At 54.8% G+C, this 21,201-nt stretch carries 23 protein-coding genes; 21 read left to right on the top strand and 2 right to left on the bottom strand.

The features are described from left to right. The first annotated feature begins 16 nt into the window (after nt 1-16). The gene (locus tag A6U95_RS26180; RefSeq protein ID WP_065686616.1) at nt 17-1,168 is read left to right on the top strand and encodes a 3-phenylpropionate MFS transporter; all 1,152 of its coding nucleotides are present in this window, start codon (nt 17-19) and stop codon (nt 1,166-1,168) included. Here the strand turns inward: A6U95_RS26180 and csiE are convergent. Beyond that, nucleotides 1,165-2,430, bottom strand: coding sequence for a stationary phase inducible protein CsiE (csiE, locus tag A6U95_RS26175; RefSeq protein ID WP_065686615.1), 1,266 nt, complete (start codon nt 2,428-2,430; stop codon nt 1,165-1,167). The two genes, A6U95_RS26180 and csiE, sit on opposite strands and share 4 nt — an antisense overlap. 144 nt (nt 2,431-2,574) lie before the next feature. On the opposite strand from csiE, the gene A6U95_RS26170 reads away from it, so the two are divergent. After that, the gene (locus A6U95_RS26170) at nt 2,575-3,243 is read left to right on the top strand and encodes a DUF1007 family protein (RefSeq protein WP_065686614.1); all 669 of its coding nucleotides are present in this window, start codon (nt 2,575-2,577) and stop codon (nt 3,241-3,243) included. After that, a complete protein-coding gene (locus A6U95_RS26165) occupies nt 3,234-4,256 on the top strand; it encodes a nickel/cobalt transporter (protein ID WP_065686613.1) in 1,023 nt (340 codons plus the stop codon). Before A6U95_RS26170 ends, A6U95_RS26165 begins: the two co-directional genes overlap by 10 nt. Before the next feature lie 51 nt (nt 4,257-4,307). Here A6U95_RS26165 and suhB read toward each other — a convergent pair whose 3' ends face one another. Beyond that, nucleotides 4,308-5,111 carry an inositol-1-monophosphatase gene (suhB, locus tag A6U95_RS26160; protein WP_065686612.1) on the bottom strand — a complete coding sequence of 268 codons (804 nt, stop codon included), beginning with the start codon at nt 5,109-5,111 and terminating at the stop codon, nt 4,308-4,310. Nucleotides 5,112-5,228: 117 nt separating this feature from the next. Between suhB and trmJ the strand changes: the two genes are divergently transcribed. The 18 genes from trmJ to A6U95_RS26070 all read left to right on the top strand — a co-directional run bounded on the left by trmJ (nt 5,229) and on the right by A6U95_RS26070 (nt 21,194). After that, on the top strand, nt 5,229-5,963 hold the full coding sequence (gene trmJ / locus A6U95_RS26155; protein WP_065686611.1) for a tRNA (cytosine(32)/uridine(32)-2'-O)-methyltransferase TrmJ: 735 nt from the start codon (nt 5,229-5,231) through the stop codon (nt 5,961-5,963). Between the two features lie 194 nt (nt 5,964-6,157). Further along, the gene (gene iscR / locus A6U95_RS26150; protein WP_021178861.1) at nt 6,158-6,652 is read left to right on the top strand and encodes a Fe-S cluster assembly transcriptional regulator IscR; all 495 of its coding nucleotides are present in this window, start codon (nt 6,158-6,160) and stop codon (nt 6,650-6,652) included. A 55-nt stretch (nt 6,653-6,707) separates the two neighbouring features. After that, the gene (locus A6U95_RS26145; RefSeq protein ID WP_024529352.1) at nt 6,708-7,922 is read left to right on the top strand and encodes an IscS subfamily cysteine desulfurase; all 1,215 of its coding nucleotides are present in this window, start codon (nt 6,708-6,710) and stop codon (nt 7,920-7,922) included. Nucleotides 7,923-7,946: 24 nt separating this feature from the next. Continuing rightward, nucleotides 7,947-8,333: a Fe-S cluster assembly scaffold IscU gene (gene iscU, locus A6U95_RS26140; protein ID WP_004952090.1), complete on the top strand. Its 387-nt coding sequence runs from the start codon at nt 7,947-7,949 to the stop codon at nt 8,331-8,333. Nucleotides 8,334-8,385: 52 nt separating this feature from the next. After that, nucleotides 8,386-8,709, top strand: a complete 324-nt coding sequence (iscA, locus tag A6U95_RS26135) for an iron-sulfur cluster assembly protein IscA (RefSeq protein WP_021178859.1) — start codon at nt 8,386-8,388, stop codon at nt 8,707-8,709. Nucleotides 8,710-8,777: 68 nt separating this feature from the next. Then, the gene (hscB, locus tag A6U95_RS26130; RefSeq protein WP_024529351.1) at nt 8,778-9,299 is read left to right on the top strand and encodes a co-chaperone HscB; all 522 of its coding nucleotides are present in this window, start codon (nt 8,778-8,780) and stop codon (nt 9,297-9,299) included. Nucleotides 9,300-9,333: 34 nt separating this feature from the next. After that, the gene (gene hscA, locus A6U95_RS26125) at nt 9,334-11,184 is read left to right on the top strand and encodes a Fe-S protein assembly chaperone HscA (protein WP_065686610.1); all 1,851 of its coding nucleotides are present in this window, start codon (nt 9,334-9,336) and stop codon (nt 11,182-11,184) included. Between the two features lie 2 nt (nt 11,185-11,186). Then, nucleotides 11,187-11,522: an ISC system 2Fe-2S type ferredoxin gene (fdx, locus tag A6U95_RS26120; protein ID WP_021178856.1), complete on the top strand. Its 336-nt coding sequence runs from the start codon at nt 11,187-11,189 to the stop codon at nt 11,520-11,522. Nucleotides 11,523-11,531: 9 nt separating this feature from the next. Next, the gene (gene iscX, locus A6U95_RS26115; RefSeq protein WP_021178855.1) at nt 11,532-11,732 is read left to right on the top strand and encodes a Fe-S cluster assembly protein IscX; all 201 of its coding nucleotides are present in this window, start codon (nt 11,532-11,534) and stop codon (nt 11,730-11,732) included. 242 nt (nt 11,733-11,974) lie between these two features. Next, nucleotides 11,975-13,270 (top strand): aminopeptidase PepB, encoded by a 1,296-nt coding sequence (gene pepB / locus A6U95_RS26110; RefSeq protein WP_065686609.1) that lies wholly within the window; start codon nt 11,975-11,977, stop codon nt 13,268-13,270. Nucleotides 13,271-13,337: 67 nt separating this feature from the next. After that, nucleotides 13,338-14,174 carry an enhanced serine sensitivity protein SseB gene (gene sseB, locus A6U95_RS26105; protein WP_065686608.1) on the top strand — a complete coding sequence of 279 codons (837 nt, stop codon included), beginning with the start codon at nt 13,338-13,340 and terminating at the stop codon, nt 14,172-14,174. A 180-nt stretch (nt 14,175-14,354) separates the two neighbouring features. Then, the gene (ndk, locus tag A6U95_RS26100) at nt 14,355-14,780 is read left to right on the top strand and encodes a nucleoside-diphosphate kinase (protein ID WP_004952077.1); all 426 of its coding nucleotides are present in this window, start codon (nt 14,355-14,357) and stop codon (nt 14,778-14,780) included. Between the two features lie 209 nt (nt 14,781-14,989). Next, the gene (locus tag A6U95_RS26095) at nt 14,990-16,177 is read left to right on the top strand and encodes a bifunctional tRNA (adenosine(37)-C2)-methyltransferase TrmG/ribosomal RNA large subunit methyltransferase RlmN (protein WP_024484240.1); all 1,188 of its coding nucleotides are present in this window, start codon (nt 14,990-14,992) and stop codon (nt 16,175-16,177) included. 98 nt (nt 16,178-16,275) lie between these two features. Further along, complete coding sequence (pilW, locus tag A6U95_RS26090; RefSeq protein WP_065686607.1) at nt 16,276-17,025, top strand: type IV pilus biogenesis/stability protein PilW; 750 nt, start codon at nt 16,276-16,278, stop codon at nt 17,023-17,025. After that, a complete protein-coding gene (gene rodZ, locus A6U95_RS26085; protein ID WP_065686606.1) occupies nt 17,015-17,995 on the top strand; it encodes a cytoskeleton protein RodZ in 981 nt (326 codons plus the stop codon). Before pilW ends, rodZ begins: the two co-directional genes overlap by 11 nt. Before the next feature lie 47 nt (nt 17,996-18,042). Next, nucleotides 18,043-19,164: a flavodoxin-dependent (E)-4-hydroxy-3-methylbut-2-enyl-diphosphate synthase gene (gene ispG / locus A6U95_RS26080; protein ID WP_024484238.1), complete on the top strand. Its 1,122-nt coding sequence runs from the start codon at nt 18,043-18,045 to the stop codon at nt 19,162-19,164. A 121-nt stretch (nt 19,165-19,285) separates the two neighbouring features. Beyond that, nucleotides 19,286-20,560: a histidine--tRNA ligase gene (gene hisS, locus A6U95_RS26075; protein ID WP_065686605.1), complete on the top strand. Its 1,275-nt coding sequence runs from the start codon at nt 19,286-19,288 to the stop codon at nt 20,558-20,560. A 13-nt stretch (nt 20,561-20,573) separates the two neighbouring features. Continuing rightward, nucleotides 20,574-21,194 carry a YfgM family protein gene (locus A6U95_RS26070; RefSeq protein WP_024484236.1) on the top strand — a complete coding sequence of 207 codons (621 nt, stop codon included), beginning with the start codon at nt 20,574-20,576 and terminating at the stop codon, nt 21,192-21,194. The last annotated feature ends 7 nt before the right edge of the window (nt 21,195-21,201 follow it).

Genomic DNA, 21,201 nt, shown 5'->3' with positions numbered 1-21,201 from the left:
TCATCCTGGAGGGAACATGGTTCTGCAATCAACGCGTTGGCTCGCTCTCAGTTATTTCACGTACTTCTTTTCCTATGGCATCTATCTACCGTTTTGGAGCGTTTGGTTAAAAGGTGAGGGCATACCGCCTGAAACCATCGGTATCTTGCTCGGCGCTGGCCTGGTAGCGCGTTTTCTAGGTAGCTTGCTGATTGCTCCTCGCGTTAAAGATCCCTCATATTTAATCACCGCGTTGCGTTTGTTGGCATTGCTCTCCTTGGCGTTTGCCGTCGGCTTCTGTTTTGGTAATGGCTGGGCCTGGCTGATGCTGGTGATCGCCGGTTTTAACCTGTTCTTCTCCCCGTTGGTCCCGCTGACCGATGCGTTGGCTGCCACCTGGCAACGGCAGATCACTCTGGACTATGGCCGGGTGCGGCTGTGGGGATCGCTGGCCTTTGTGATCGGTTCGGCGTTAACCGGCAAGCTGGTGTCCGTTTGGGGCCATAATGCGATATTGATCAGCCTGTTGGTCAGCATTTTGGCGATGCTGGTGGGCATGTTGCTGAAACCGAGCGTGCTGCCACAAGGTGAGGCTCGGGCGCAGAATGAACTCAGCCGCTCTTGGCGTGAACTGCTCAGCGAAGGACCTGTCTGGCGTTTTCTGCTGTGTGTGACGCTGTTGCAAGGGGCACATGCCGGTTATTACAGCTTTGCCTCCATCTATTGGGAAGAGGCGGGTTACTCTGCGGCGACTATTGGCTACCTGTGGTCTTTGGGCGTGGTCGCAGAAGTGGTTATCTTTGCCAGCAGCAATTTCCTGTTCCGCCGCTGGAACGCGCGTAATCTGCTGTTACTTTCCGCCGTATGTGGCCTGCTGCGTTGGGGCTTGATGGCAACCACGACAGAAATCGGCTGGCTGTTGCTGGTGCAGGTGCTGCACTGTGGTACCTTCACGGTCTGCCATCTGGCGGCAATGCGCTTTATTGCGGCGCGTCAGGGGGCGGAAGTGATCCGTCTGCAGGCGGTTTATTCGGCGCTGGCGATGGGCGGTGGAATTGCCGTTATGACCGTGGTAGCGGGCTTCCTGTTTGAGCACTATCAGGGCGGAGTGTTTTGGGTGATGGTTGCAGTGGTGGTGCCAGCGTTGTTTATTCGCCCACCGGCGGTGGCGGTTAGCAATAGCCGTTAAGGGCTTTCCAGCAGCGCACGGATCGCCTTGCGCTGCTGACGCTCCAGCGGCAGTTCGGTAATAATCAGTGTGGGTGGTTGCTCCTGGCTCGGTGTGGCGTAGGGGCTAATCACCAGCGTAATCCCTTGTGGTGCACCAGCAAGCAGGTAGTCGTGCAATGGCTGATATTTGATGTTCAACGGCAATAGCGTCAGTTCGCGGATCTGATATTCCACTTCTTCTTCCAACTGCGGGTTATCCAGCGTCAGCAACAGTATCTGCTTTTCATGCAGCGCGTTGCCCTGCATCAACCAGGCACCAAAGCTGATCGCCACTAGCCCTGCTTCTTCCCGCGAAAATTGAATCTCATATTCCTGTTCAAACGGCGCTAACGCCTCCTGCGTGGTGCGCATCAGACGGGGATATTTACGGACTACCTCTTCCAGTAGCGTATTGTCGATGCCGATAGCAAACCGGCAGCGTTCCACGGCAGGGGCCAAATGGGCAAACAGCTGGCTGATTAACCCCCCCTGGCTGCTGAAATGCATGCCGGAGATCTGCTGGAAGCGTTCCACCACCTGCCCAATGGCCGCCATCAGGCGTTGGTCCTCTGGCGAATCGCTGCTCTGGTAGCTGTGACTTTTCAGCAGGGTAAACATCAACGCCAGGAAGTCGCATTCTCTACTATCACCGGGCTGGCCAAATAGCTGATTCAGCGCTTGATGCAGTTCCGCTGCTGCCAGGTGCTCTGGCTTGCTTAGCAGCCACTCATGCTGGCGGCGATCAAATTGAGGATGGCGCTGATGCTGGCTAGCCCAGACGCAATAACAAAGATAGTGTTGCAAAAACAGTCGGTCACGCTGCTCAAAACGGCGGTTAAGGCGCTGTTCACATTGGTTGATGCACAATTCCAGTGCCGGAAGCTGTTGGTGCTGAAGTTGCATCGCCCGCTGAAACTGAGGGCCAAAGTGTTGTTCGACAAACTCAGGGCTGCAACGCAAGGCTCGCCGTAGCCATTGGAGCAGACACAAGCGAAGATCCAGCGCGCTGCCCTGGATCTGGTAGCCTTCGTCGGGATCGCCGCTGATTTCCAGATGATGGAAATGCTGGATCTCGCTGGCAACCTCGGCTATATCTTGCCGGGTAATGAGCATGTCTACGCCGTTGATTTGGCCGATTGTTTCCAGTTGTACCGAGGGTACTGGCGCATACAGCATCAACAGTAAATGACAGCGCCGTTGTTGACCGGAGAACTCAGGCGCAGAAGAAGTCTCCAGGCTCATATCACCTTCTGGCAGGTCGTGTTTAAATTATGTTTAAGCATAGCAAAAGGCTCTGCGGGGCGTGGCAGTTACCCCTGCTTTTACTTCGGCTTACTACTTTCGTCACAGTTATTCGGCTTGTTAACGCCGGTTGAGGTTTTGTTGATGTTATATTATAACAATAAAAAGTATGCTTGGAGGATGAAACTCCGCGCCCTGGTGGCCTGCTTGGTAATGATGATCAGCATGGGGGCACTGGCCCACCCACACAGTTTTATCGATATGAACACCACCTTTGTGGCTAAGGATCAGAAGCTGACCGGTTTAAAAATGGTTTGGGTAATGGATGAGATCACCTCGGCGGATCTGCTGTATGACGCAGAAAATGCCAACAGCGATTCAGAAGTCTGGAAAAAACTGGCGGCGGAAGTGATGGCTAACGTCCTCGGGCAGCACTATTTCACCGATATTTACCGCGCAGGCAAACCGGTGAAATACCTCAACCTGCCAACCGAATACCATCTATCCCGGCAGGGCCATAAAGCCGTGCTGGAATTTGTGTTGCCGCTGGCGGAGCCGCAGCCGTTGGTGGGGAAACCCTTTGAGATTGCCACCTACGATCCCACCTATTTTGTGGACATGACCTATCAGGATCAAAAGGCGTTGCATCTGCCGCCAGAAATGGCAAAGCAGTGCAAATTCAGCCTGATGACACCAAAGCCCGATTCGTCATTACAAGCCTACGCATTGTCTCTCGATAAGAACGACTCGCCCGGTGAAGATATGGCATTAGGGCAACAGTTTGCCCAGCGGGTGACGTTAACATGTCAGTAAACCTCAGCCAGACCAGCAAACCTCAGCGCCATTGGGCCTTCAGCCTGTGGCCGTTGTTGCTGTTCTTCACTCTACTGGCGGCGGTGGCTCAGTGGGTTTGGCATTACTGGCCGCAGCTGTTGATGCAAAGCGTGGTGTGGCAGAAAGGGCTACATCAGGAAATGGCGGCCTTGCTGCAACAGGTCAAGGCGGCTCCCCAGCAAGCGGGAGTGGCGCTGATGCTGTTCAGTTTAGGTTATGGTGTGTTGCATGCCCTGGGGCCGGGCCACGGTAAAGTGGTGATCGCCACCTATCTGGCTACCCACCCGGCACGGTTGAAAAGCAGCCTGAAGCTGACGTTTGCCGCCTCCGTGGTCCAGGGATTGGTCGCGATCGCCCTGGTCACGCTAGTGCTGGTGGTGCTGCAACTTTCTTCCCGGCAGTTGCATCAAAGTAGTTTCTGGCTGGAGAAGGGCAGTTTTATTCTGGTGATCCTGCTCGGTGTCTTGCTCAGTTGGCGGGCGTTAAAGCGCTTGTTTATGGCGGTGAAAGCCATGCGGCCTCGGCCTGCGCTGCGCATCAACAGCTTGCAGCCTCTGCCTGCCGATCATGTACATAGCGCGAATTGTGGTTGTGGCCACCGGCATTTGCCGAGCGATGAGGAACTGAAAGCTGGCAATGATTGGCGTACCAAAACGGCGATTGTGCTGGCAATGGGGCTTCGGCCTTGCTCCGGGGCAATCTTGGTCTTGCTGTTTTCCAAGGTGATCGGCGTTTTTACCTGGGGTGTGTTGTCGGCACTGGCCATGGCACTGGGTACCTCGATCACGATTTCCGGGTTGGCGCTGTTGGTGCATTACAGCCGTAAGCTGGCGATACGCATCAGCCGTCAGCGCGCACCGGCGGCCTGGAGTGCGGTTGCTTGGGGGGCGTTGGCGTTAGCCGGAGGTTTAATTCTGCTGTTTGCCGGTGTGCTGCTGTACGTCAGCGCTCAGCCGGAATTTGGTGGCGGGATACGGCCTTTTGCCCGTTGATGACATAAAAAAAGCGCTGCAAATGCAGCGCCTTGATTTTCATCTGAGTTATTAACGCTTCAGCGCTTCGCTCAGTTCTTCACGCATGTTGGAAAGCAATGCTTTCACCACACGCGGGTTACCGGCAACCACGTTGCCAGAGCTGAAGTGGTTATGCCCGCCAACAAAGTCGGTGACCAAGCCACCAGACTCACGTACCAGCAGTTCGCCAGCAGCAAAGTCCCAAGGCTTCAGACCAATCTCAAAGAAACCATCAACGCGGCCAGCGGCAACGTAGGCCAGATCCAGCGCGGCGGAACCGGTACGACGGAAATCGGCACATTGGGTGAACAGTTTGCCCAGCACGTTGATGTAAGCCGGTGCATGTTGTTTGACTTTGAACGGGAAGCCAGTCGCCAGGATGGTACCATCCAGATCTTTGGCATTGGTACCGCGCAGACGGTAACCGTTGAGCTGTGCGCCCTGGCCACGGGTGGCGGTGAACAGTTCGTTGCGCATTGGATCGTAAACCACGGCCACTTCGGTACGGCCTTTAATGCGTACGGCGATGGAAACGGAGAAGTGTGGAAGACGTTTGATGAAGTTGGCGGTGCCATCCAGTGGATCAATCACCCATTGTACATCCTGATCTTCACCGGTTAACTCACCGCACTCTTCACCAATAACGGTGTGGTTCGGGTAAGATTTACGGATGATTTCGATGATCAGACGCTCAGCCTCGCGATCGACGTTAGTGACAAAGTCGTTAGAACCTTTTTGTGTCGCTTCTACAGCGTCTGGAGTCTCGTAATTTTTGGCAATCAGGTTGCCAGCCTTGCGCGCAGCGCGCACGGCGATAGTCAGCATCGGATGCATGGGTATCTTCCACAGGATGTTAAAGAACAGGAAACGGCGCGAAGTATAGCAGGTGTTCGGCAAAATACCTACGACTGTGTTAGGATGCTACGATTTTCCGCAACGCTCAGAGTTTGTATGCTGCACAATATCCGCATTGTTCTGGTTGAAACCTCTCATACTGGCAACATGGGCTCTACTGCCCGTGCCATGAAAACCATGGGGTTAACCAACCTTTATCTGGTCAATCCACTGGTGAAACCCGATTCCCAGGCGATCGCCCTGGCCGCAGGCGCCAGCGATGTGATTGGCAACGCCACGATTGTCGATACCTTTGATGAAGCCATTGCGGGTTGCCGCTTGGTGGTGGGCACTAGCGCTCGTTCGCGCACTCTCCCATGGCCGATGCTGGAACCTCGCGAATGTGGCGTGCGCGCGGTACAGGAAGGCGAGCAGGGGCCGGTCGCGTTGGTCTTTGGCCGTGAACGCGTTGGGCTAACCAATGACGAATTACAGAAATGCCATTATCATGTCGCCATTCCTGCCAACCCGGATTACAGCTCGCTGAATCTGGCCATGGCGGTGCAAATTCTGGCGTATGAGGTTCGCGTTGCCTTCCTCGATCGCCAGCAGGAAGAGACCACTCCGGTGGAAGAGTCGCCGTATCCTCTGGTGGATGATATTGAACGCTTCTATCAGCATCTGGAGCAGACTTTGGTGCGCACCGGCTTTATCCGCGCCGCCCATCCAGGGCAGGTGATGAACCGTTTACGCCGCCTGTTTGCTCGGGCACGTCCGGAAGCGCAGGAGCTGAATATCTTGCGTGGTATGCTGACCTCGATCGAGAAACAGGATAAACAGCAAGGTAATTAATTTTGCTATCACCTGCAGTTACGCAAGATAGTATTGCTTATCTGCAGGTTATAAGGTGTATTTTATATGCATCGGATAGCAAAGCGCACAAAAAGCACGAATACTTGAGTAAATTAGTAGGTTAAATAGTTGACTGATTTACTCGGGAATGTCAGAATTTGGCCCATGTTTGACCAACAGGTAACCAATTAGCTATGAGACTGACATCCAAAGGCCGTTATGCAGTAACTGCCATGCTCGACGTGGCATTACACTCCCAGGAAGGGCCGGTACCACTGGCGGATATTTCCGAACGCCAAGGTATCTCGCTCTCTTATCTGGAACAACTGTTTTCCCGTCTGCGTAAGAACGGCCTGGTGGCCAGCGTGCGTGGGCCAGGCGGTGGTTACCTGTTGGGCAAAGACGCGGACGCTATCGCCGTAGGTGCGGTGATTTCCGCAGTCGACGAATCAGTAGACGCAACCCGTTGCCAGGGTAAAGAAGGCTGCCAGGGAGGCGATCGTTGCCTGACCCATACCCTGTGGCGCGATCTAAGCGAGCGCATCAGCGGGTTCTTGAACAATATTACGCTGGCCGAACTGGTGAACAACCAGGAAGTGCTGGACGTGGCAGACCGTCAAAATAGTGATACGCGCCGCACGGCCAACGGTCGTCTGCAAGAAACGATCAACGTTAATCTGCGCGCATAAGCAGCTGACGACTAATTTATTGGTTTTTGGAAGTGATGTACGGAGTACAAGAGCAATGAAATTACCGATTTATCTGGACTACTCGGCCACGACCCCCGTCGACCCGCGTGTTGCCGAGAAGATGATGCAGTTTTTGACCCTGGACGGCACTTTCGGTAACCCGGCCTCCCGTTCCCACCGTTTCGGCTGGCAGGCGGAAGAGGCGGTTGATATCGCCCGCAACCAAATCGCTGAGCTGGTTGGCGCGGACCCGCGTGAGATCGTGTTCACCTCTGGGGCTACCGAATCCGATAACCTGGCGATCAAAGGTGCTGCCAACTTCTATCAGAAGAAGGGCAAGCACATCATCACCAGTAAAACCGAACATAAAGCCGTGCTGGATACCTGCCGCCAACTTGAGCGCGAAGGTTTTGAAGTCACCTATCTGGCACCGCAGAGCAACGGGATCATCGATCTCCAGGTTCTCGAAGCCGCGATGCGTGAAGACACTATCCTGGTTTCCATCATGCACGTGAATAACGAAATTGGCGTGGTGCAGGACATCGCCGCCATCGGCGAAATGTGCCGGGCGCGTGGCATCATCTATCACGTCGATGCGACCCAGAGCGTAGGTAAACTGCCTATCGATCTGAGTAAGTTGAAAGTGGATCTGATGTCCTTCTCCGGCCACAAGATTTATGGCCCGAAAGGTATTGGTGCCCTGTATGTGCAGCGTAAGCCGCGCATCCGCATCGAAGCCCAGATCCACGGCGGTGGCCATGAGCGCGGTATGCGTTCCGGTACCCTGCCAGTGCATCAGATCGTTGCCATGGGTGAAGCCTATCGTATCGCCAAAGAAGAAATGGCCAGCGAAATGGCACGCCTGCGCATCCTGCGCGATCGTCTGTGGGACGGCGTGAAAGATATGGAAGAAGTGTATCTGAACGGCGATCTGCAACACGGTGCACCGAACATTCTCAACGTCAGCTTCAACTATGTTGAAGGTGAGTCGCTGATCATGGCGTTGAAAGACTTGGCGGTTTCTTCAGGTTCTGCCTGTACTTCTGCCAGCCTTGAACCCTCCTATGTGCTGCGTGCACTGGGTATGAGTGATGAGTTAGCGCACAGCTCGATCCGTTTCTCCCTGGGGCGTTTTACCACGGAAGAAGAGATCGATTACACCATTTCGTTGGTGCGTAAATCCATTGGCCGTCTGCGCGATCTCTCCCCACTGTGGGACATGTTCAAACAGGGCGTGGATATCAACAGCATCGAATGGGCACATCATTAATTCTCAGCATCCAGGAGCAACGTCATGGCTTACAGCGAAAAAGTAATCGATCATTATGAAAACCCGCGTAACGTAGGGTCGTTTGATAACGAAGATCCTACCGTCGGTAGCGGTATGGTAGGGGCACCAGCCTGTGGCGACGTGATGAAGCTGCAGATCAAGGTCAACAACGAAGGCATTATTGAAGATGCCCGTTTCAAAACCTACGGCTGCGGTTCCGCCATCGCTTCCAGTTCGCTGGTGACCGAATGGATGAAAGGCAAGTCTCTTGATCAGGCCGAAGCGATCAAAAATACCCAGATCGCCGAAGAACTGGAGTTACCTCCGGTTAAAATTCACTGCTCAATTCTGGCCGAAGACGCCATTAAAGCAGCGATCGCCGACTACAAGAGCAAGCACAGCGCCAAGTAGTTATTATTGAGTCAGTTAGCCCGCCTTGCGGGCTAAGATTGAAGAGGTTGTTATGTCGATTACCATGAGCGACAGCGCCGCGCAGCGGGTTCAGGCATTTTTGGACCACCGTGGCAAAGGTCTCGGCCTGCGTCTGGGCGTGCGAACTTCCGGCTGTTCCGGAATGGCGTATGTGCTTGAATTTGTTGATGAAACGAACGACGATGATATCGTTTTTGAAGACAAAGGCGTCAAGGTGATCATTGACGGCAAGAGCCTGGTCTATCTGGACGGTACCGAGCTTGATTTCGTCAAGGAAGGTCTGAACGAAGGCTTCAAGTTCAACAACCCGAACGTCTCAAGCGAGTGCGGCTGCGGCGAAAGCTTTAACGTCTGACAGTCCATCGTGCTCCCCCGTGAACCACGGGGGAACCTCAATCATCACGATAACGCCCCGAGCACGCTATGGATTACTTTACTTTATTCGGGTTGCCGGTCCGCTACAGCGTAGACGGCAGCTTGCTTACCTCACGCTATCAAGATTTGCAGCGCCAATTCCACCCCGATCGTCATGCCCTCCAACCGGAGCGTGAACGCCTGATGGCGTTACAGCAGGCGGCGACCATCAATGAAGCCTATCAGTCGCTGAAGCACCCGTTAAAACGTGCCGAGTATATGTTATCTTTGCACGGCTTTGATTTGGGCAACGAGCAACATACCCTGCGCGACACCGCGTTCCTGATGGAGCAGTTGGAGCTGCGTGAAGAGCTTGATGCCATTGAACGCTCGCCGGATGCGCAAAACGCACTGGCTGCCTTCGCCACGCGCCTGAACAAGACCTTCAAGCAGCGTAGTGCGCAGATGGTGCAGGAGCTGGATGATCAGCAGTGGTCACAGGCTGCCGATACCGTGCGCAAGCTACGCTTTTTGGACAAGCTCCAGCAACAGATTGAACAACTCGAAGAAAAATTGCTGGGTTTTGAGTAATAGATTCTTGATCTTGATTTTGGAAGCTCTGTAAATGGCCTTATTACAAATTAGTGAGCCTGGCCTCACGGCTGCGCCGCATCAGCGCCGCTTGGCTGCCGGTATTGATCTGGGGACCACCAACTCGCTGGTGGCTACGGTGCGTAGCGGCCAAGCCGAGACGCTGGCTGACCTTGAAGGGCGCTATCTGCTGCCTTCCGTGGTGCATTATCAGGCCACCGAACATCAGGTTGGCTGGAGTGCTCGTGCACAGGCGGCACAAGATCCGGTCAATACGGTCAGCTCTGTCAAACGCATGATGGGCCGCTCTTTGGCGGACGTGCAACAACGCTATCCAAACCTGCCGTATCAGTTCCAGGCCAGCGACAACGGCTTGCCAATGATCGTGACCGCCGCAGGCCTGGTTAACCCGGTTGGCGTATCTGCCGATATCCTCAGGGCACTGGCTACCCGCGCTAAAGCGGCACTGGAAGGTGAACTTGATGGGGTAGTGATCACCGTTCCTGCCTACTTTGATGACGCTCAACGCCAAGGCACCAAAGACGCTGCGCGTCTGGCAGGCCTGCACGTGCTGCGCCTGTTGAACGAACCGACTGCCGCGGCTATCGCCTACGGGTTGGATTCGGGTCAGGAAGGGGTGATCGCTGTTTACGATCTGGGCGGCGGCACCTTTGATATTTCCATTTTGCGCCTCAGCCGTGGCGTGTTCGAAGTGCTGGCTACCGGCGGTGATTCCGCATTGGGTGGCGATGACTTCGATCATCTGCTGGCGGACTGGCTGCGTGAACAGGCCGGCATTAGCGATCGCCGCGATCATGGTGTGCAACGTCAATTGCTGGATGCCGCGATTGCGGTCAAAATCGCCCTGAGCGATGCGCAGAGCACCACGGTCGATATCGCTGGTTGGCAGGGGGAAGTGACCCGCGAACAGTTCGAAACGCTGATCGCCACGCTGGTGAAACGTACCCTGATGGCCTGCCGCCGCGCGCTGAAAGATGCCGCAGTCAGTGCCGAAGAGGTGCTGGAAGTGGTGATGGTGGGCGGCTCAACCCGAGTGCCATTGGTACGCGAACAGGTGGGCGAGTTCTTTGGCCGCACGCCGCTGACGTCGATCGATCCGGACAAGGTGGTGGCGATCGGTGCTGCTATTCAGGCGGATATCCTGGTGGGTAACAAACCAGATAGCGAAATGCTGCTGCTGGACGTGATCCCACTTTCGCTTGGTCTGGAAACCATGGGTGGCCTGGTTGAGAAGGTGATCCCGCGTAACACCACCATCCCGGTGGCGCGTGCGCAGGAGTTCACCACCTTTAAAGACGGCCAGAGCGCGATGATGATCCACGTGCTGCAAGGCGAGCGTGAACTGGTGCAAGATTGCCGTTCGCTGGCACGCTTTACGCTGCGTGGCTTGCCGCCGTTACCTGCCGGTGGGGCACATATTCGTGTGACCTTCCAGGTGGATGCCGATGGCCTGCTGAGCGTGACGGCGATGGAGAAATCCACCGGCGTCGAAGCCTCTATTCAGGTCAAGCCTTCGTATGGCCTGTCCGATGCCGAGATTGCCGGCATGTTGAAGGACTCGATGGCCAATGCGCAAAGCGATGTCGGTGCTCGCAAGCTGGCGGAGCAACGGGTAGAAGCTTCCCGCGTGCTGGAAAGCCTGCAAGGTGCACTGGCGAGCGATGCTGCTCTGCTGAGTGACGAAGAAAGCCTGGCTATCAATAACGCGGTAGCCGAGCTCCAGCAAGTGATGCAAGGCTCCGATCCTGCAGCGATCGAGGCTGCAATAAAAATAGTCGATGCAACAACCCAAGATTTTGCCGCGCGCCGCATGGATGCCTCCATTCGCCGTGCGCTGGCTGGCCATTCTGTGGATGAGGTTTAACCATGCCGAAAATTGTTTTCCTGCCCCATCAAGATCTATGCCCAGAGGGGGCAGTACTGGAAGCGGAAGTTGGGGAAACCATCCTCGATGTCGCACTGCGTAACGGTATTGAAATTGAACATGCCTGTGAGAAATCCTGCGCCTGTACCACCTGCCACTGCATCGTGCGTGAAGGGTTTGATTCCCTGGCCGAAAGCAGCGAGCTGGAAGATGACATGCTGGACAAAGCCTGGGGGCTGGAGCCGGAAAGCCGCTTGAGCTGCCAGGCCCGCGTCACTGAAGACGACCTGGTAGTCGAAATGCCGCGTTACACTGTTAACCATGCGCGCGAGCACTAGGAGATAAGAATGGGACTGAAGTGGACAGACAGCCGCGAAATCGGCGAAGCCCTGTACGACGCCTATCCAGATACCGATCCTAAAACCGTGCGTTTCACCGACATGCACCAGTGGATTTGCGATCTGGAAGAGTTTGACGACGAACCGCAGGCTTCCAATGAAAAAATACTGGAAGCGATCCTGCTGGTCTGGTTAGATGAAGCAGAGTAAATAGCGAAATGGGCTGCCAAAGGCAGCCCGTTTATTTTGTATCCGACATACCCGTCGTCTTGCAAGCTGCAGCGTTGTTAGCTGCGCTATCTCACCCCAGTCACTTACCAAAAGTAAGCTCCTGAGGCTGAGATAGCTTGTCGCCTGGCTGCAACTTGAAATCCATAGGGTATACAATAAAAATCCCCAATGAATTTCGCTTGATAGAGTGAAGAATGAAGGGGGGAATCCGGAGTAAGGCTATGACAACCGAAATCATGCAGATCACGCTATCCCAGCAACCCGCCGATGCGCGCTGGGGCGAAAAGGCGCTGCTGAGCACCAATGACCAAGGCATTACCATCCATCTGACCGCAACCGGCAAACTGGGCCTGATCCAGCGCGCGGCACGCAGAATCGATGGCCAGGGCATCAAGAAAGTGAAACTGGCCGGGGAAGGCTGGGACCTGGAAAACAGCTGGGCGTTTTGGCAGGGCTTTCGCGGGCCGAAAGGGCAGCGTAGCGTTGAATGGGCTGAGCTGCCGGCAGCGGAAAGCCAAGAGCTGCAACAGCGCCTGAAGATTGTCGATTGGGTGCGTGACACCATCAATATGCCAGCGGAAGAGCTGGGGCCAGAGCAACTGGCAACCCGAGCGGTTGATCTGATGTGTGCTGTTGGTTGCGATGCCGTCAGCTACCGTATCACCAAAGGTGAAGATCTGCGAGAGCAGAACTACGCCGGTATTCATACCGTTGGCCGGGGTTCCGATCGTTCCCCGGTACTGCTGGCGCTGGACTTTAACCCGACGGGCAACCCGGATGCACCGGTATTTGCCTGCCTGGTAGGTAAAGGTATCACCTTCGACAGCGGTGGCTACAGCCTCAAGCAGAGCGCGTTTATGGACTCGATGAAGTCCGACATGGGCGGTGCGGCTACCATCACTGGCGCATTGGCATTAGCGGTGGCACGCGGCTTGCAGCAGCGTGTCAAACTGTACCTGTGCTGTGCGGACAATATGGTCAGCGGTAACGCCTTTAAACTGGGCGACATTATTCGCTACCGCAATGGCAAGACGGTTGAAGTGATGAATACCGATGCGGAAGGGCGTCTGGTGTTGGCCGATGGCCTGATCGATGCCAGCGCACAAAACCCTCAGTTGATCATCGACTGTGCGACCTTGACCGGCGCGGCCAAAACGGCGGTAGGTAATGATTACCACGCGCTGTTCAGCTTTGACGATGCGTTGGCGCAAGAGCTGTTAGCCAGTGCGGACGAAGAGCATGAGCCATTCTGGCGTCTGCCACTGGCGGAATTCCACCGCAGCCAGTTACCGTCAAACTTTGCTGAACTGAACAACGTTGCGGGCCCGGCTTACACCGCTGGTGCCAGTACCGCAGCGGCCTTCCTGTCGCACTTTGTGCAGAATTATCAACAGGGTTGGCTGCATATCGACTGTTCTGCCACCTATCGCAAAGGTGCCGTGGATCAGTGGTCAGCAGGTGCAACCGGTCTGGGCGTGCGTACGCTGGCCAACCTGTTGCTGAGCAAAGCCAAGTAAGTTTAACATTACGTTTTTCCGTAGGGGCCCAGCATGCTGGGCCCTTAATACATTGGAGGAGTCGGCAATGAGTTCCCACCATCATGATGATGACGCCGTTTCAGGCGAAAACGAGCTTGAGCGCCTGCTGAGGCTGGCGGCCTCGGAGCCAGCGCACCGCCCTGCATTTTTCCGCGAACTGTTGGATTCAACGGTCTACATTCTGGGTGACAGCGAGCAGGTGCCGCACGACGGTGAAATTACGCTGAATGCCGAGACGCCGGTGAACATTCAGCACTGGGAAAAGCAGGATGGCAGCAGCGTGGTGCCTTTCTTCACCTCGTTGGAGGCGCTGCAAAAAGCGGTGGAGGATGAGCAACCCTTTATCGCCATGCCCGCTCGAGTGCTGTTTGAAATCACCCAAGGTGCCGAACTGTTCCTGAACCCGAAAGGCACCCACGGCAAAGAATTCTTGCCAGCAGAGATCGCGATGCTGTTGGCTACCGGTGGCGTAGTGAAACCGGCAGAGCGCTATATCGATACCGAAACTCAGCTACTGCTAGGGCAGCCTGAAGAGTATCCGGCGGCGATGGTGGATGCGCTGACGACCTTGTTCAGCCAGCGGAAACCGGTACGCCGCGCTTTCCTGGCGTTGATGCACGATCGCGCCGTAGACGAGAAGCCGAACCTGTTAGTGGGTCTGGAAGTGGATGGCGATCCGGCAGAGATTGAAGCCCTGATCAGCGAAGCCGGTATGGTGGCCAGCGAAACCGCGCCGAACGATGAGCCAGTTGATTTTTGCCTGGTGGAAGAGAATGCGCGGGGCGTGAGCCATTATCTGATCACCCATACCCAGGCCTTCTATCAGCGTCGCTGGGGCAGTTGGCTGCGAAATATGATCCCATCGACCGATAAAACACAGTAAGCCGACCGATCGGGATCCAATTTGTCGCTGACTATCGAGGATTAAGATAATTTTTTTTTAATGAAATGTTGATTTTCCCGTAGGCAAGCGTTAACAGCGCACATATAATCTGCGCCACTTGAAAGGCCGGCACCTCACCTTATCGCCCGGCCTGTTTTGGAAGACATAATAGAGGCCATCATGACCGTAGAACGTACCTTTTCCATCATTAAACCAAACGCAGTAGCTAACAATGACATCGGCGCTATCTATGCTCGTTTCGAGCGCGCGGGTTTCAAAATCATCGCATCTAAAATGTTGCGTCTGACTCGCGAACAGGCCGAAGGCTTCTACGCTGAGCACAAAGGTCGTCCTTTCTTCGACGGTCTGGTGGAGTTCATGACCTCTGGCCCAATCGTAGTTCAGGTTCTGGAAGCCGAAAACGCCGTACAGCGTAACCGTGACATCATGGGCGCAACCAACCCGGACAACGCATTGGCCGGCACCCTGCGTGCTGACTATGCAGACAGCTTCACTGCCAACGCCGTTCACGGCTCAGACGCAGTAGAATCTGCCCAGCGTGAAATCGCCTATTTCTTTAACGAAAGCGAAATCTGCCCACGCTAATTGTGGGTGTTTTCTGCTGAAACCGACTATTTACCGGCAGATACAATAAAAATGCCGTGAAAGCCGTTCAGACGTAGAAACCCGCTACTAAAATTTGTACAATGCCGCGCCCCAGGGAAGCTATCTTGCCTGGGGCGTGTCTTTTGATGACACACTTACTTTCCACTCCTTCAAGCCATAACGTGTAATAACGAGGCTAAGAGATCATTATGTTAGAACCCATCGCGCCCGAGCATACCTTGTCTGAAAATAATTCCCTGACCGTGCAAACGGAACAACCGGCTACGGCCAAAATCAACCTGCTGGATTTGAACCGTCAGCAATTGCGCGAATTCTTCGCCAATATGGGTGAAAAACCTTTCCGCGCCGATCAGGTGATGAAGTGGATGTATCACTATTGCTGCGATGATTTTGAGCAGATGACCGACATCAACAAGGTGCTGCGCAATAAATTACAGCGCGTAGCGGAAATCCGTGCGCCGGAAGTCGCAGAAGAGCAGCGTTCGGCCGATGGCACCATCAAGTGGGCCATCAAGGTGGGCGATCAACAGGTCGAAACCGTCTACATCCCAGATGGCGATCGCGCCACCCTGTGCGTGTCTTCACAGGTAGGCTGCGCACTGGAGTGCAAATTCTGTTCCACGGCTCAGCAGGGCTTTAACCGCAACCTGCGCGTCTCGGAAATCATCGGCCAGGTTTGGCGTGCTGCTAAAATCCTGGGGGCCATCAAAGTCACCGGCCAACGTCCTATCACCAACGTGGTGATGATGGGTATGGGTGAGCCGTTGCTTAACCTGACCAACGTGGTGCCAGCGATGGAAATCATGCTGGATGACTTTGGTTTTGGTCTGTCCAAGCGCCGCGTTACCTTGTCTACCTCCGGTGTCGTACCCGCTCTGGACAAATTGGGCGACATGATCGATGTGGCCCTGGCTATTTCGCTGCATGCGCCTAACGACAAGATCCGCGACGAGATCGTGCCGATCAACCGCAAGTACAATATTGAAACCTTCCTGGCAGCGGTACGCCGTTATCTGGAAAAATCCAATGCCAACCAAGGGCGGGTCACGGTTGAGTACGTGATGCTGGATCATATCAACGACAGCACTGACGATGCGCACCAACTGGCGGAAGTGCTGAAAGATACGCCGTGCAAGATCAACCTGATCCCATGGAACCCGTTCCCTGGCGCACCTTATGGCCGCAGCTCCAACAGCCGCGTAGACCGTTTCTCCAAGGTGTTGATGGAATACGGCTTTACGACTATTGTTCGTAAAACCCGTGGCGATGACATCGATGCTGCCTGTGGGCAGTTGGCGGGAGAGGTGATCGATCGTACCAAGCGTACCCTGAAAAAGAAAATGGCCGGGGAACCTATCAATGTACGAGCGGTCTGAATCCTATAGCATGATTTTTTTGTTATCTAACAGCCTGTTATGTGAGCAGCAATCCTTCAGGCGATCGGGTAACATCGGATAAGGAAATGAGTGCAAGCATGAAGCTGAAACTGTGGGGTGTAATATTGGCGGCCAGTTTGCTGGCGGGCTGCTCCAGCTCGCAACCCGATAACGACGGGCCAGCGGTGGCAGCAGGCCAGACCCGGTTACAACTGGGCCTGGAGTATCTGAACCAGGGCGATCTACCGGCTGCCAGGCAGAATCTGCAAAAAGCGGTCGATGCGGCCCCACAGGATTATCGTACCCAATTGGGCATGGCACTCTACAATCAGCGGATTGGCGATAACGCCGCCGCTGAACAGCGTTATCAGCAAGCGCTTAAACTTGCACCGGGTAACGGTACCGTATTGAATAATTACGGTGCGTTTCTCTGTAGTTTAGGGCAGTATGTACCGGCCCAACAGCAGTTTAGCGCTGCGGCACTGGCGCCAGAATATGGCCAGGTTGCCGACAGTCTGGAAAACGCAGGTTACTGTTTCCTCAAGGCCGGTCAAAATGATGAAGCTCGTAAGTTATTAACGCGAGCGCTGAAGATCGATCCGGACAAGGGGGCTCCGCTGCTAGTGGAAGCAGAAAAGCAATTTGGAGAAGGGAAGCGCGCACAGTCGCAACTTTTATTGGACAGTTATCAACATGTTCTGCCGGCGAGTGCCGACAGTCTATGGTTACAGATTCGTTTCGCCGCGTTAGCGGGCCGTCAGGATAGCGTTCAACGCTATGGCAAACAGCTAGCGCGAAGTTTTCCACAATCCAAACAGTACCAGCAGTTCTTAGCTAATGAATACTGAAGATTCCCAAGATAAAACCGTATCTATGACAACAGGTCAACGCCTGCGCCAGGCTCGTGAACAACTCGGGCTGAGTCAACAGGCCGTGGCTGAACGCCTGTGCCTAAAAATGTCTACCGTGCGCGACATTGAAGACGACAATATGTCTGCCGATCTGGCTTCAACGTTTGTGCGTGGTTATATCCGTTCCTATGCCAAGCTGGTGCATTTGCCAGAAGATGAACTGTTGCCGATGATGGAAAAACAGGCACCAGTGAGAGCGGCCAAGGTGGCTCAGATGCAGAGCTTCTCTTTGGGTAAGCGCCGTAAAAAGCGTGATGGCTGGCTGATGAGTTTTACCTGGCTGATTGTGTTTGTGGTCGTGGGTTTGACCGGTGCCTGGTGGTGGCAGAATCACAAGGCTCAGCAGGAAGAGATCGCCACCATGGCGGATCAATCTTCCGCACAGTTGTCTCAGCATGGTGAAGGCCAGCCCGTGCCATTGACCGACGGTAACGTGGATAATGGTGCATCGGCAGTTGTTCCAGACAACAGCCCTGCGCCGTCAACCAATAGTGCTGCTACGACTCAACAGGTCCCGGCCGTGCTTGATCCTCAGGCGGCTCAACAGCCTGCTGTGGTAGCACCAAGCCAGGCTACTATCCCGGATGCGACATCGACCGCGCCAGTCGCTCAGGCTCAGTTGCCTACCGGTGCTGCTGGCGTCAGTGCTTCGGAGGCTGATGCCAACGGGCTGGTGATGGATTTTTCCGGCGACTGCTGGGTACAAGTGGTTGACGCGACTGGGAAATCCTTGGTCAGCGGCATCCAGAAAAGCGGTTCCCGGCTGAATCTGGCTGGCAAGGCGCCGTTTAAACTGACCCTTGGCGCACCGGCTTCGGTACAGGTCCAATTCCAGGGTAAACCGGTCGATTTAAGCCGGTTTGTCAAGTCAAACCGTGTTGCTCGTCTGACCGTTGCCGCGCAGTAATTGCGCGGCTATTGTCGTTATGTCTGAGCAGCAGTGGAGAGTAACTGATGCATAACCAAGCTCCCATTAACCGTCGCAAATCTACCCGTATTTACGTCGGTAACGTGCCTATAGGCGATGGAGCGCCGATTGCCGTGCAATCGATGACCAACACCCGTACCACCGATGTCGAAGCGACGGTTAATCAGATCCGGGCTCTGGAGCGCGTGGGGGTTGATATCGTCCGCGTTTCCGTTCCCACCATGGACGCCGCCGAGGCGTTTCGGCTGATCAAGCAGCAGGTCAACGTACCGCTGGTGGCTGATATCCATTTCGATTACCGCATTGCGCTGCAGGTTGCCGAATACGGCGTTGACTGCCTGCGTATCAACCCAGGCAACATTGGCAACGAATCTCGTATCCGTTCAGTGGTTGATTGTGCGCGTGACAAAAATATCCCGATCCGCATCGGCGTTAACGGCGGCTCATTGGAAAAAGATATTCAAGAAAAGTACGGCGAACCTACGCCGGAAGCGCTGCTGGAATCCGCCATGCGTCACGTGGATATTCTGGACCGTCTCAACTTTGACCAGTTCAAGGTGAGCGTGAAAGCGTCCGACGTGTTCCTGGCCGTACAGTCTTACCGGCTGCTGGCTGCCCGAATTGACCAACCCTTGCATCTTGGCATCACCGAGGCGGGCGGAGCACGCAGTGGCTCAGTGAAATCAGCCATTGGCCTGGGCATGCTGCTGTCGGAAGGGATCGGCGATACGCTGCGCATTTCGCTGGCGGCGGATCCGGTTGAAGAAGTGAAAGTTGGCTTTGATATCCTGAAGTCCTTGCGCATCCGCGCCCGTGGTATCAACTTCATTGCCTGCCCAACCTGTTCACGTCAGGAGTTTGACGTCATTGGCACCGTCAATGCGTTGGAACAACGCCTGGAAGACCTCATCACCCCGATGGATGTGTCCATTATCGGTTGCGTGGTGAACGGGCCGGGCGAAGCCCTGGTGTCGACCATTGGGGTAACTGGCGGGCACAAGAAGAGTGGCTTCTACGAAGACGGCGTGCGCCAGAAAGAGCGTTTTGATAACGAACAGATGATTGACCAGTTGGAAGCGAAGATCCGGGCTAAAGCGGCCATGATGGACGAATCCAAGCGCATTTCGATCAATCTTCTGGAAGAATAAGTCGGCGGCTATTGGCCCGCTGATTGATAATCCGAGGACTGGATTGCGCATCTGCGTTGAATAGCGGGTGGCAAAGTCCCTATAATCGGATCCATTTTATATAAACGGACAGAGAACTCACGTGGCAAAAAACATTCAAGCCATTCGCGGCATGAACGATTACCTGCCGGAAGAAACGGCACTGTGGCAGCGTATTGAAGGCACACTCAAGCAGGTGCTGAGCGGCTATGGCTATAGCGAAATCCGGTTGCCGATTGTAGAGCAGACCCCGTTATTTAAGCGCGCCATCGGTGAAGTGACCGACGTCGTGGAAAAAGAGATGTATACCTTCGAGGACCGCAACGGCGAGAGCCTGACGTTGCGCCCGGAAGGAACGGCTGGCTGCGTACGCGCCGGTATCGAACATGGTCTGCTGTACAATCAGGAACAGCGTCTGTGGTATATCGGCCCGATGTTCCGTTACGAACGTCCACAAAAAGGCCGTTACCGCCAGTTCCATCAGTTAGGGGCAGAGGTATTTGGTCTGCAAGGCCCGGATATTGACGCCGAGCTGATCCTGCTGACTGCCCGCTGGTGGAAAGCGCTGGGTATTGCCGAACACGTCAATCTGGAACTGAACTCCATCGGTTCACTGGAAGCTCGCGCCAACTACCGTGACGCTCTGGTGGCTTTCCTGGAACAGCATCAGGAAAAACTCGACGAAGACTGCAAGCGCCGCATGTACAGCAACCCACTGCGCGTGCTGGATTCTAAAAATCCAGAAGTGCAAACCCTGCTTAACGATGCGCCGCGTCTTTCCGATTATCTGGATGACGAGTCCAAAGCCCACTTTGCCGGGCTGTGTGAACTTTTAGCTCAGGCCGGTATCCCATATACCGTTAACGAGCGCCTGGTGCGCGGCCTGGATTATTACAATCGCACGGTGTTTGAGTGGGTCACCACCAGCCTGGGCGCTCAGGGCACCGTGTGTGCCGGTGGCCGCTACGACGGCCTGGTTGAGCAACTGGGTGGGCGCGCTACCCCTGGCGTTGGTTTTGCCATGGGTCTGGAGCGTCTGGTGCTGCTGGTTCAGGCGGTTAATCCGGACTTCAAGGCACCGGCCACCATCGACGTGTACGTCATATCGAGCGGTGCGGGTACCCAGAGTGCGGCCATGTTGCTGGCAGAGCAGGTTCGTGATGCTGCGCCGCAGATTAAATTGATGACCAACTATGGCGGCGGCAACTTTAAAAAGCAGATCACCCGTGCGGACAAGTGGGGCGCGCGTATCGCCCTGATCCTGGGTGAGAACGAAGTCGCAGCACAGCAGGTGGTGATTAAAGACCTGCGCAGTGGTGAACAAGAAACGCTGGCGCAAAGCGAAGTCGCTGCGCGTCTGGCTTTGATGTTAGGTTAAGGAGAAGGACACCGTGGAAGTCTATACCACTGAAAACGAACAGCTTGACGCCGTGCGCAACTTTTTTGCCGAAAACGGTAAAGCTTTGGTTGTGGGTGTGGTGCTCGGTATTGGTGCCCTGGTTGGTTGGCGCTATTGGCAGAGCAACCAGACCTCCAGCATGATGGCTGCTTCACAGTCTTATCAACAGGTTGACGTTGCCCTGGCATCGGGTAAAGCCGAAGACGTGGCAACGGCAGAGAAGTTTATCCAGGCGAACGACAACAGCTACGGCGTGTTCGCGGCTCTGGATTTGGCTAAACACTTTGCAGAACAAGGTGATTTTGCCAAGGCAGAACAGCAACTGGTGGTGGCACAGGGCCATGCCAAAGATGAAAACCTGCTGGCGTTGGTAAATCTGCGTCTGGCTCGTATTCAGATGCAAGAGAAAAAGCTGGATGAAGCGCTGAAAACGCTGGATGGCGTCAAAGGCGAAGGTTGGATGGCAATGATGCAAGACGTACGCGGCGACGTGCTGTTGGCCAAAGGCGACAGCAAAGGTGCACGCGAAGCTTACAGCAAAGGCATCGAATCCAATGCTTCTCAGGCGCTTGCGGCAGTGATGCGCATGAAATTGAATAACTTGTCCAGCTAAGGGGAAT

The organism is Serratia sp. 14-2641 (genome assembly GCF_001692375.1).
GTDB classification, from domain to species: domain Bacteria; phylum Pseudomonadota; class Gammaproteobacteria; order Enterobacterales; family Enterobacteriaceae; genus Chania; species Chania fonticola_C.
The sequence above is the reverse complement of the archived record's forward strand: the minus strand, read 5'-3'. Positions and strand labels throughout refer to the sequence as shown.

What these genes read in the sequence shown, in the direction of transcription:
- sseB (WP_065686608.1), top strand. Translation starts at nt 13,338, where the DNA reads ATGAGTTCCCACCATCATGATGATGACGCCGTTTCAGGCGAAAACGAG.
- A6U95_RS26145 (WP_024529352.1), top strand. Translation starts at nt 6,708, where the DNA reads ATGAAATTACCGATTTATCTGGACTACTCGGCCACGACCCCCGTCGAC.
- csiE (WP_065686615.1), bottom strand. Translation starts at nt 2,430, where the DNA reads ATGAGCCTGGAGACTTCTTCTGCGCCTGAGTTCTCCGGTCAACAACGG.
- A6U95_RS26095 (WP_024484240.1), top strand. Translation starts at nt 14,990, where the DNA reads ATGTTAGAACCCATCGCGCCCGAGCATACCTTGTCTGAAAATAATTCC.
- suhB (WP_065686612.1), bottom strand. Translation starts at nt 5,111, where the DNA reads ATGCATCCGATGCTGACTATCGCCGTGCGCGCTGCGCGCAAGGCTGGC.
- hscB (WP_024529351.1), top strand. Translation starts at nt 8,778, where the DNA reads ATGGATTACTTTACTTTATTCGGGTTGCCGGTCCGCTACAGCGTAGAC.
- ndk (WP_004952077.1), top strand. Translation starts at nt 14,355, where the DNA reads ATGACCGTAGAACGTACCTTTTCCATCATTAAACCAAACGCAGTAGCT.
- A6U95_RS26180 (WP_065686616.1), top strand. Translation starts at nt 17, where the DNA reads ATGGTTCTGCAATCAACGCGTTGGCTCGCTCTCAGTTATTTCACGTAC.
- rodZ (WP_065686606.1), top strand. Translation starts at nt 17,015, where the DNA reads ATGAATACTGAAGATTCCCAAGATAAAACCGTATCTATGACAACAGGT.
- iscU (WP_004952090.1), top strand. Translation starts at nt 7,947, where the DNA reads ATGGCTTACAGCGAAAAAGTAATCGATCATTATGAAAACCCGCGTAAC.
- fdx (WP_021178856.1), top strand. Translation starts at nt 11,187, where the DNA reads ATGCCGAAAATTGTTTTCCTGCCCCATCAAGATCTATGCCCAGAGGGG.
- hscA (WP_065686610.1), top strand. Translation starts at nt 9,334, where the DNA reads ATGGCCTTATTACAAATTAGTGAGCCTGGCCTCACGGCTGCGCCGCAT.
- A6U95_RS26165 (WP_065686613.1), top strand. Translation starts at nt 3,234, where the DNA reads ATGTCAGTAAACCTCAGCCAGACCAGCAAACCTCAGCGCCATTGGGCC.
- iscX (WP_021178855.1), top strand. Translation starts at nt 11,532, where the DNA reads ATGGGACTGAAGTGGACAGACAGCCGCGAAATCGGCGAAGCCCTGTAC.
- trmJ (WP_065686611.1), top strand. Translation starts at nt 5,229, where the DNA reads ATGCTGCACAATATCCGCATTGTTCTGGTTGAAACCTCTCATACTGGC.
- pepB (WP_065686609.1), top strand. Translation starts at nt 11,975, where the DNA reads ATGACAACCGAAATCATGCAGATCACGCTATCCCAGCAACCCGCCGAT.
- ispG (WP_024484238.1), top strand. Translation starts at nt 18,043, where the DNA reads ATGCATAACCAAGCTCCCATTAACCGTCGCAAATCTACCCGTATTTAC.
- A6U95_RS26170 (WP_065686614.1), top strand. Translation starts at nt 2,575, where the DNA reads ATGTTATATTATAACAATAAAAAGTATGCTTGGAGGATGAAACTCCGC.
- iscA (WP_021178859.1), top strand. Translation starts at nt 8,386, where the DNA reads ATGTCGATTACCATGAGCGACAGCGCCGCGCAGCGGGTTCAGGCATTT.
- iscR (WP_021178861.1), top strand. Translation starts at nt 6,158, where the DNA reads ATGAGACTGACATCCAAAGGCCGTTATGCAGTAACTGCCATGCTCGAC.
- pilW (WP_065686607.1), top strand. Translation starts at nt 16,276, where the DNA reads ATGAAGCTGAAACTGTGGGGTGTAATATTGGCGGCCAGTTTGCTGGCG.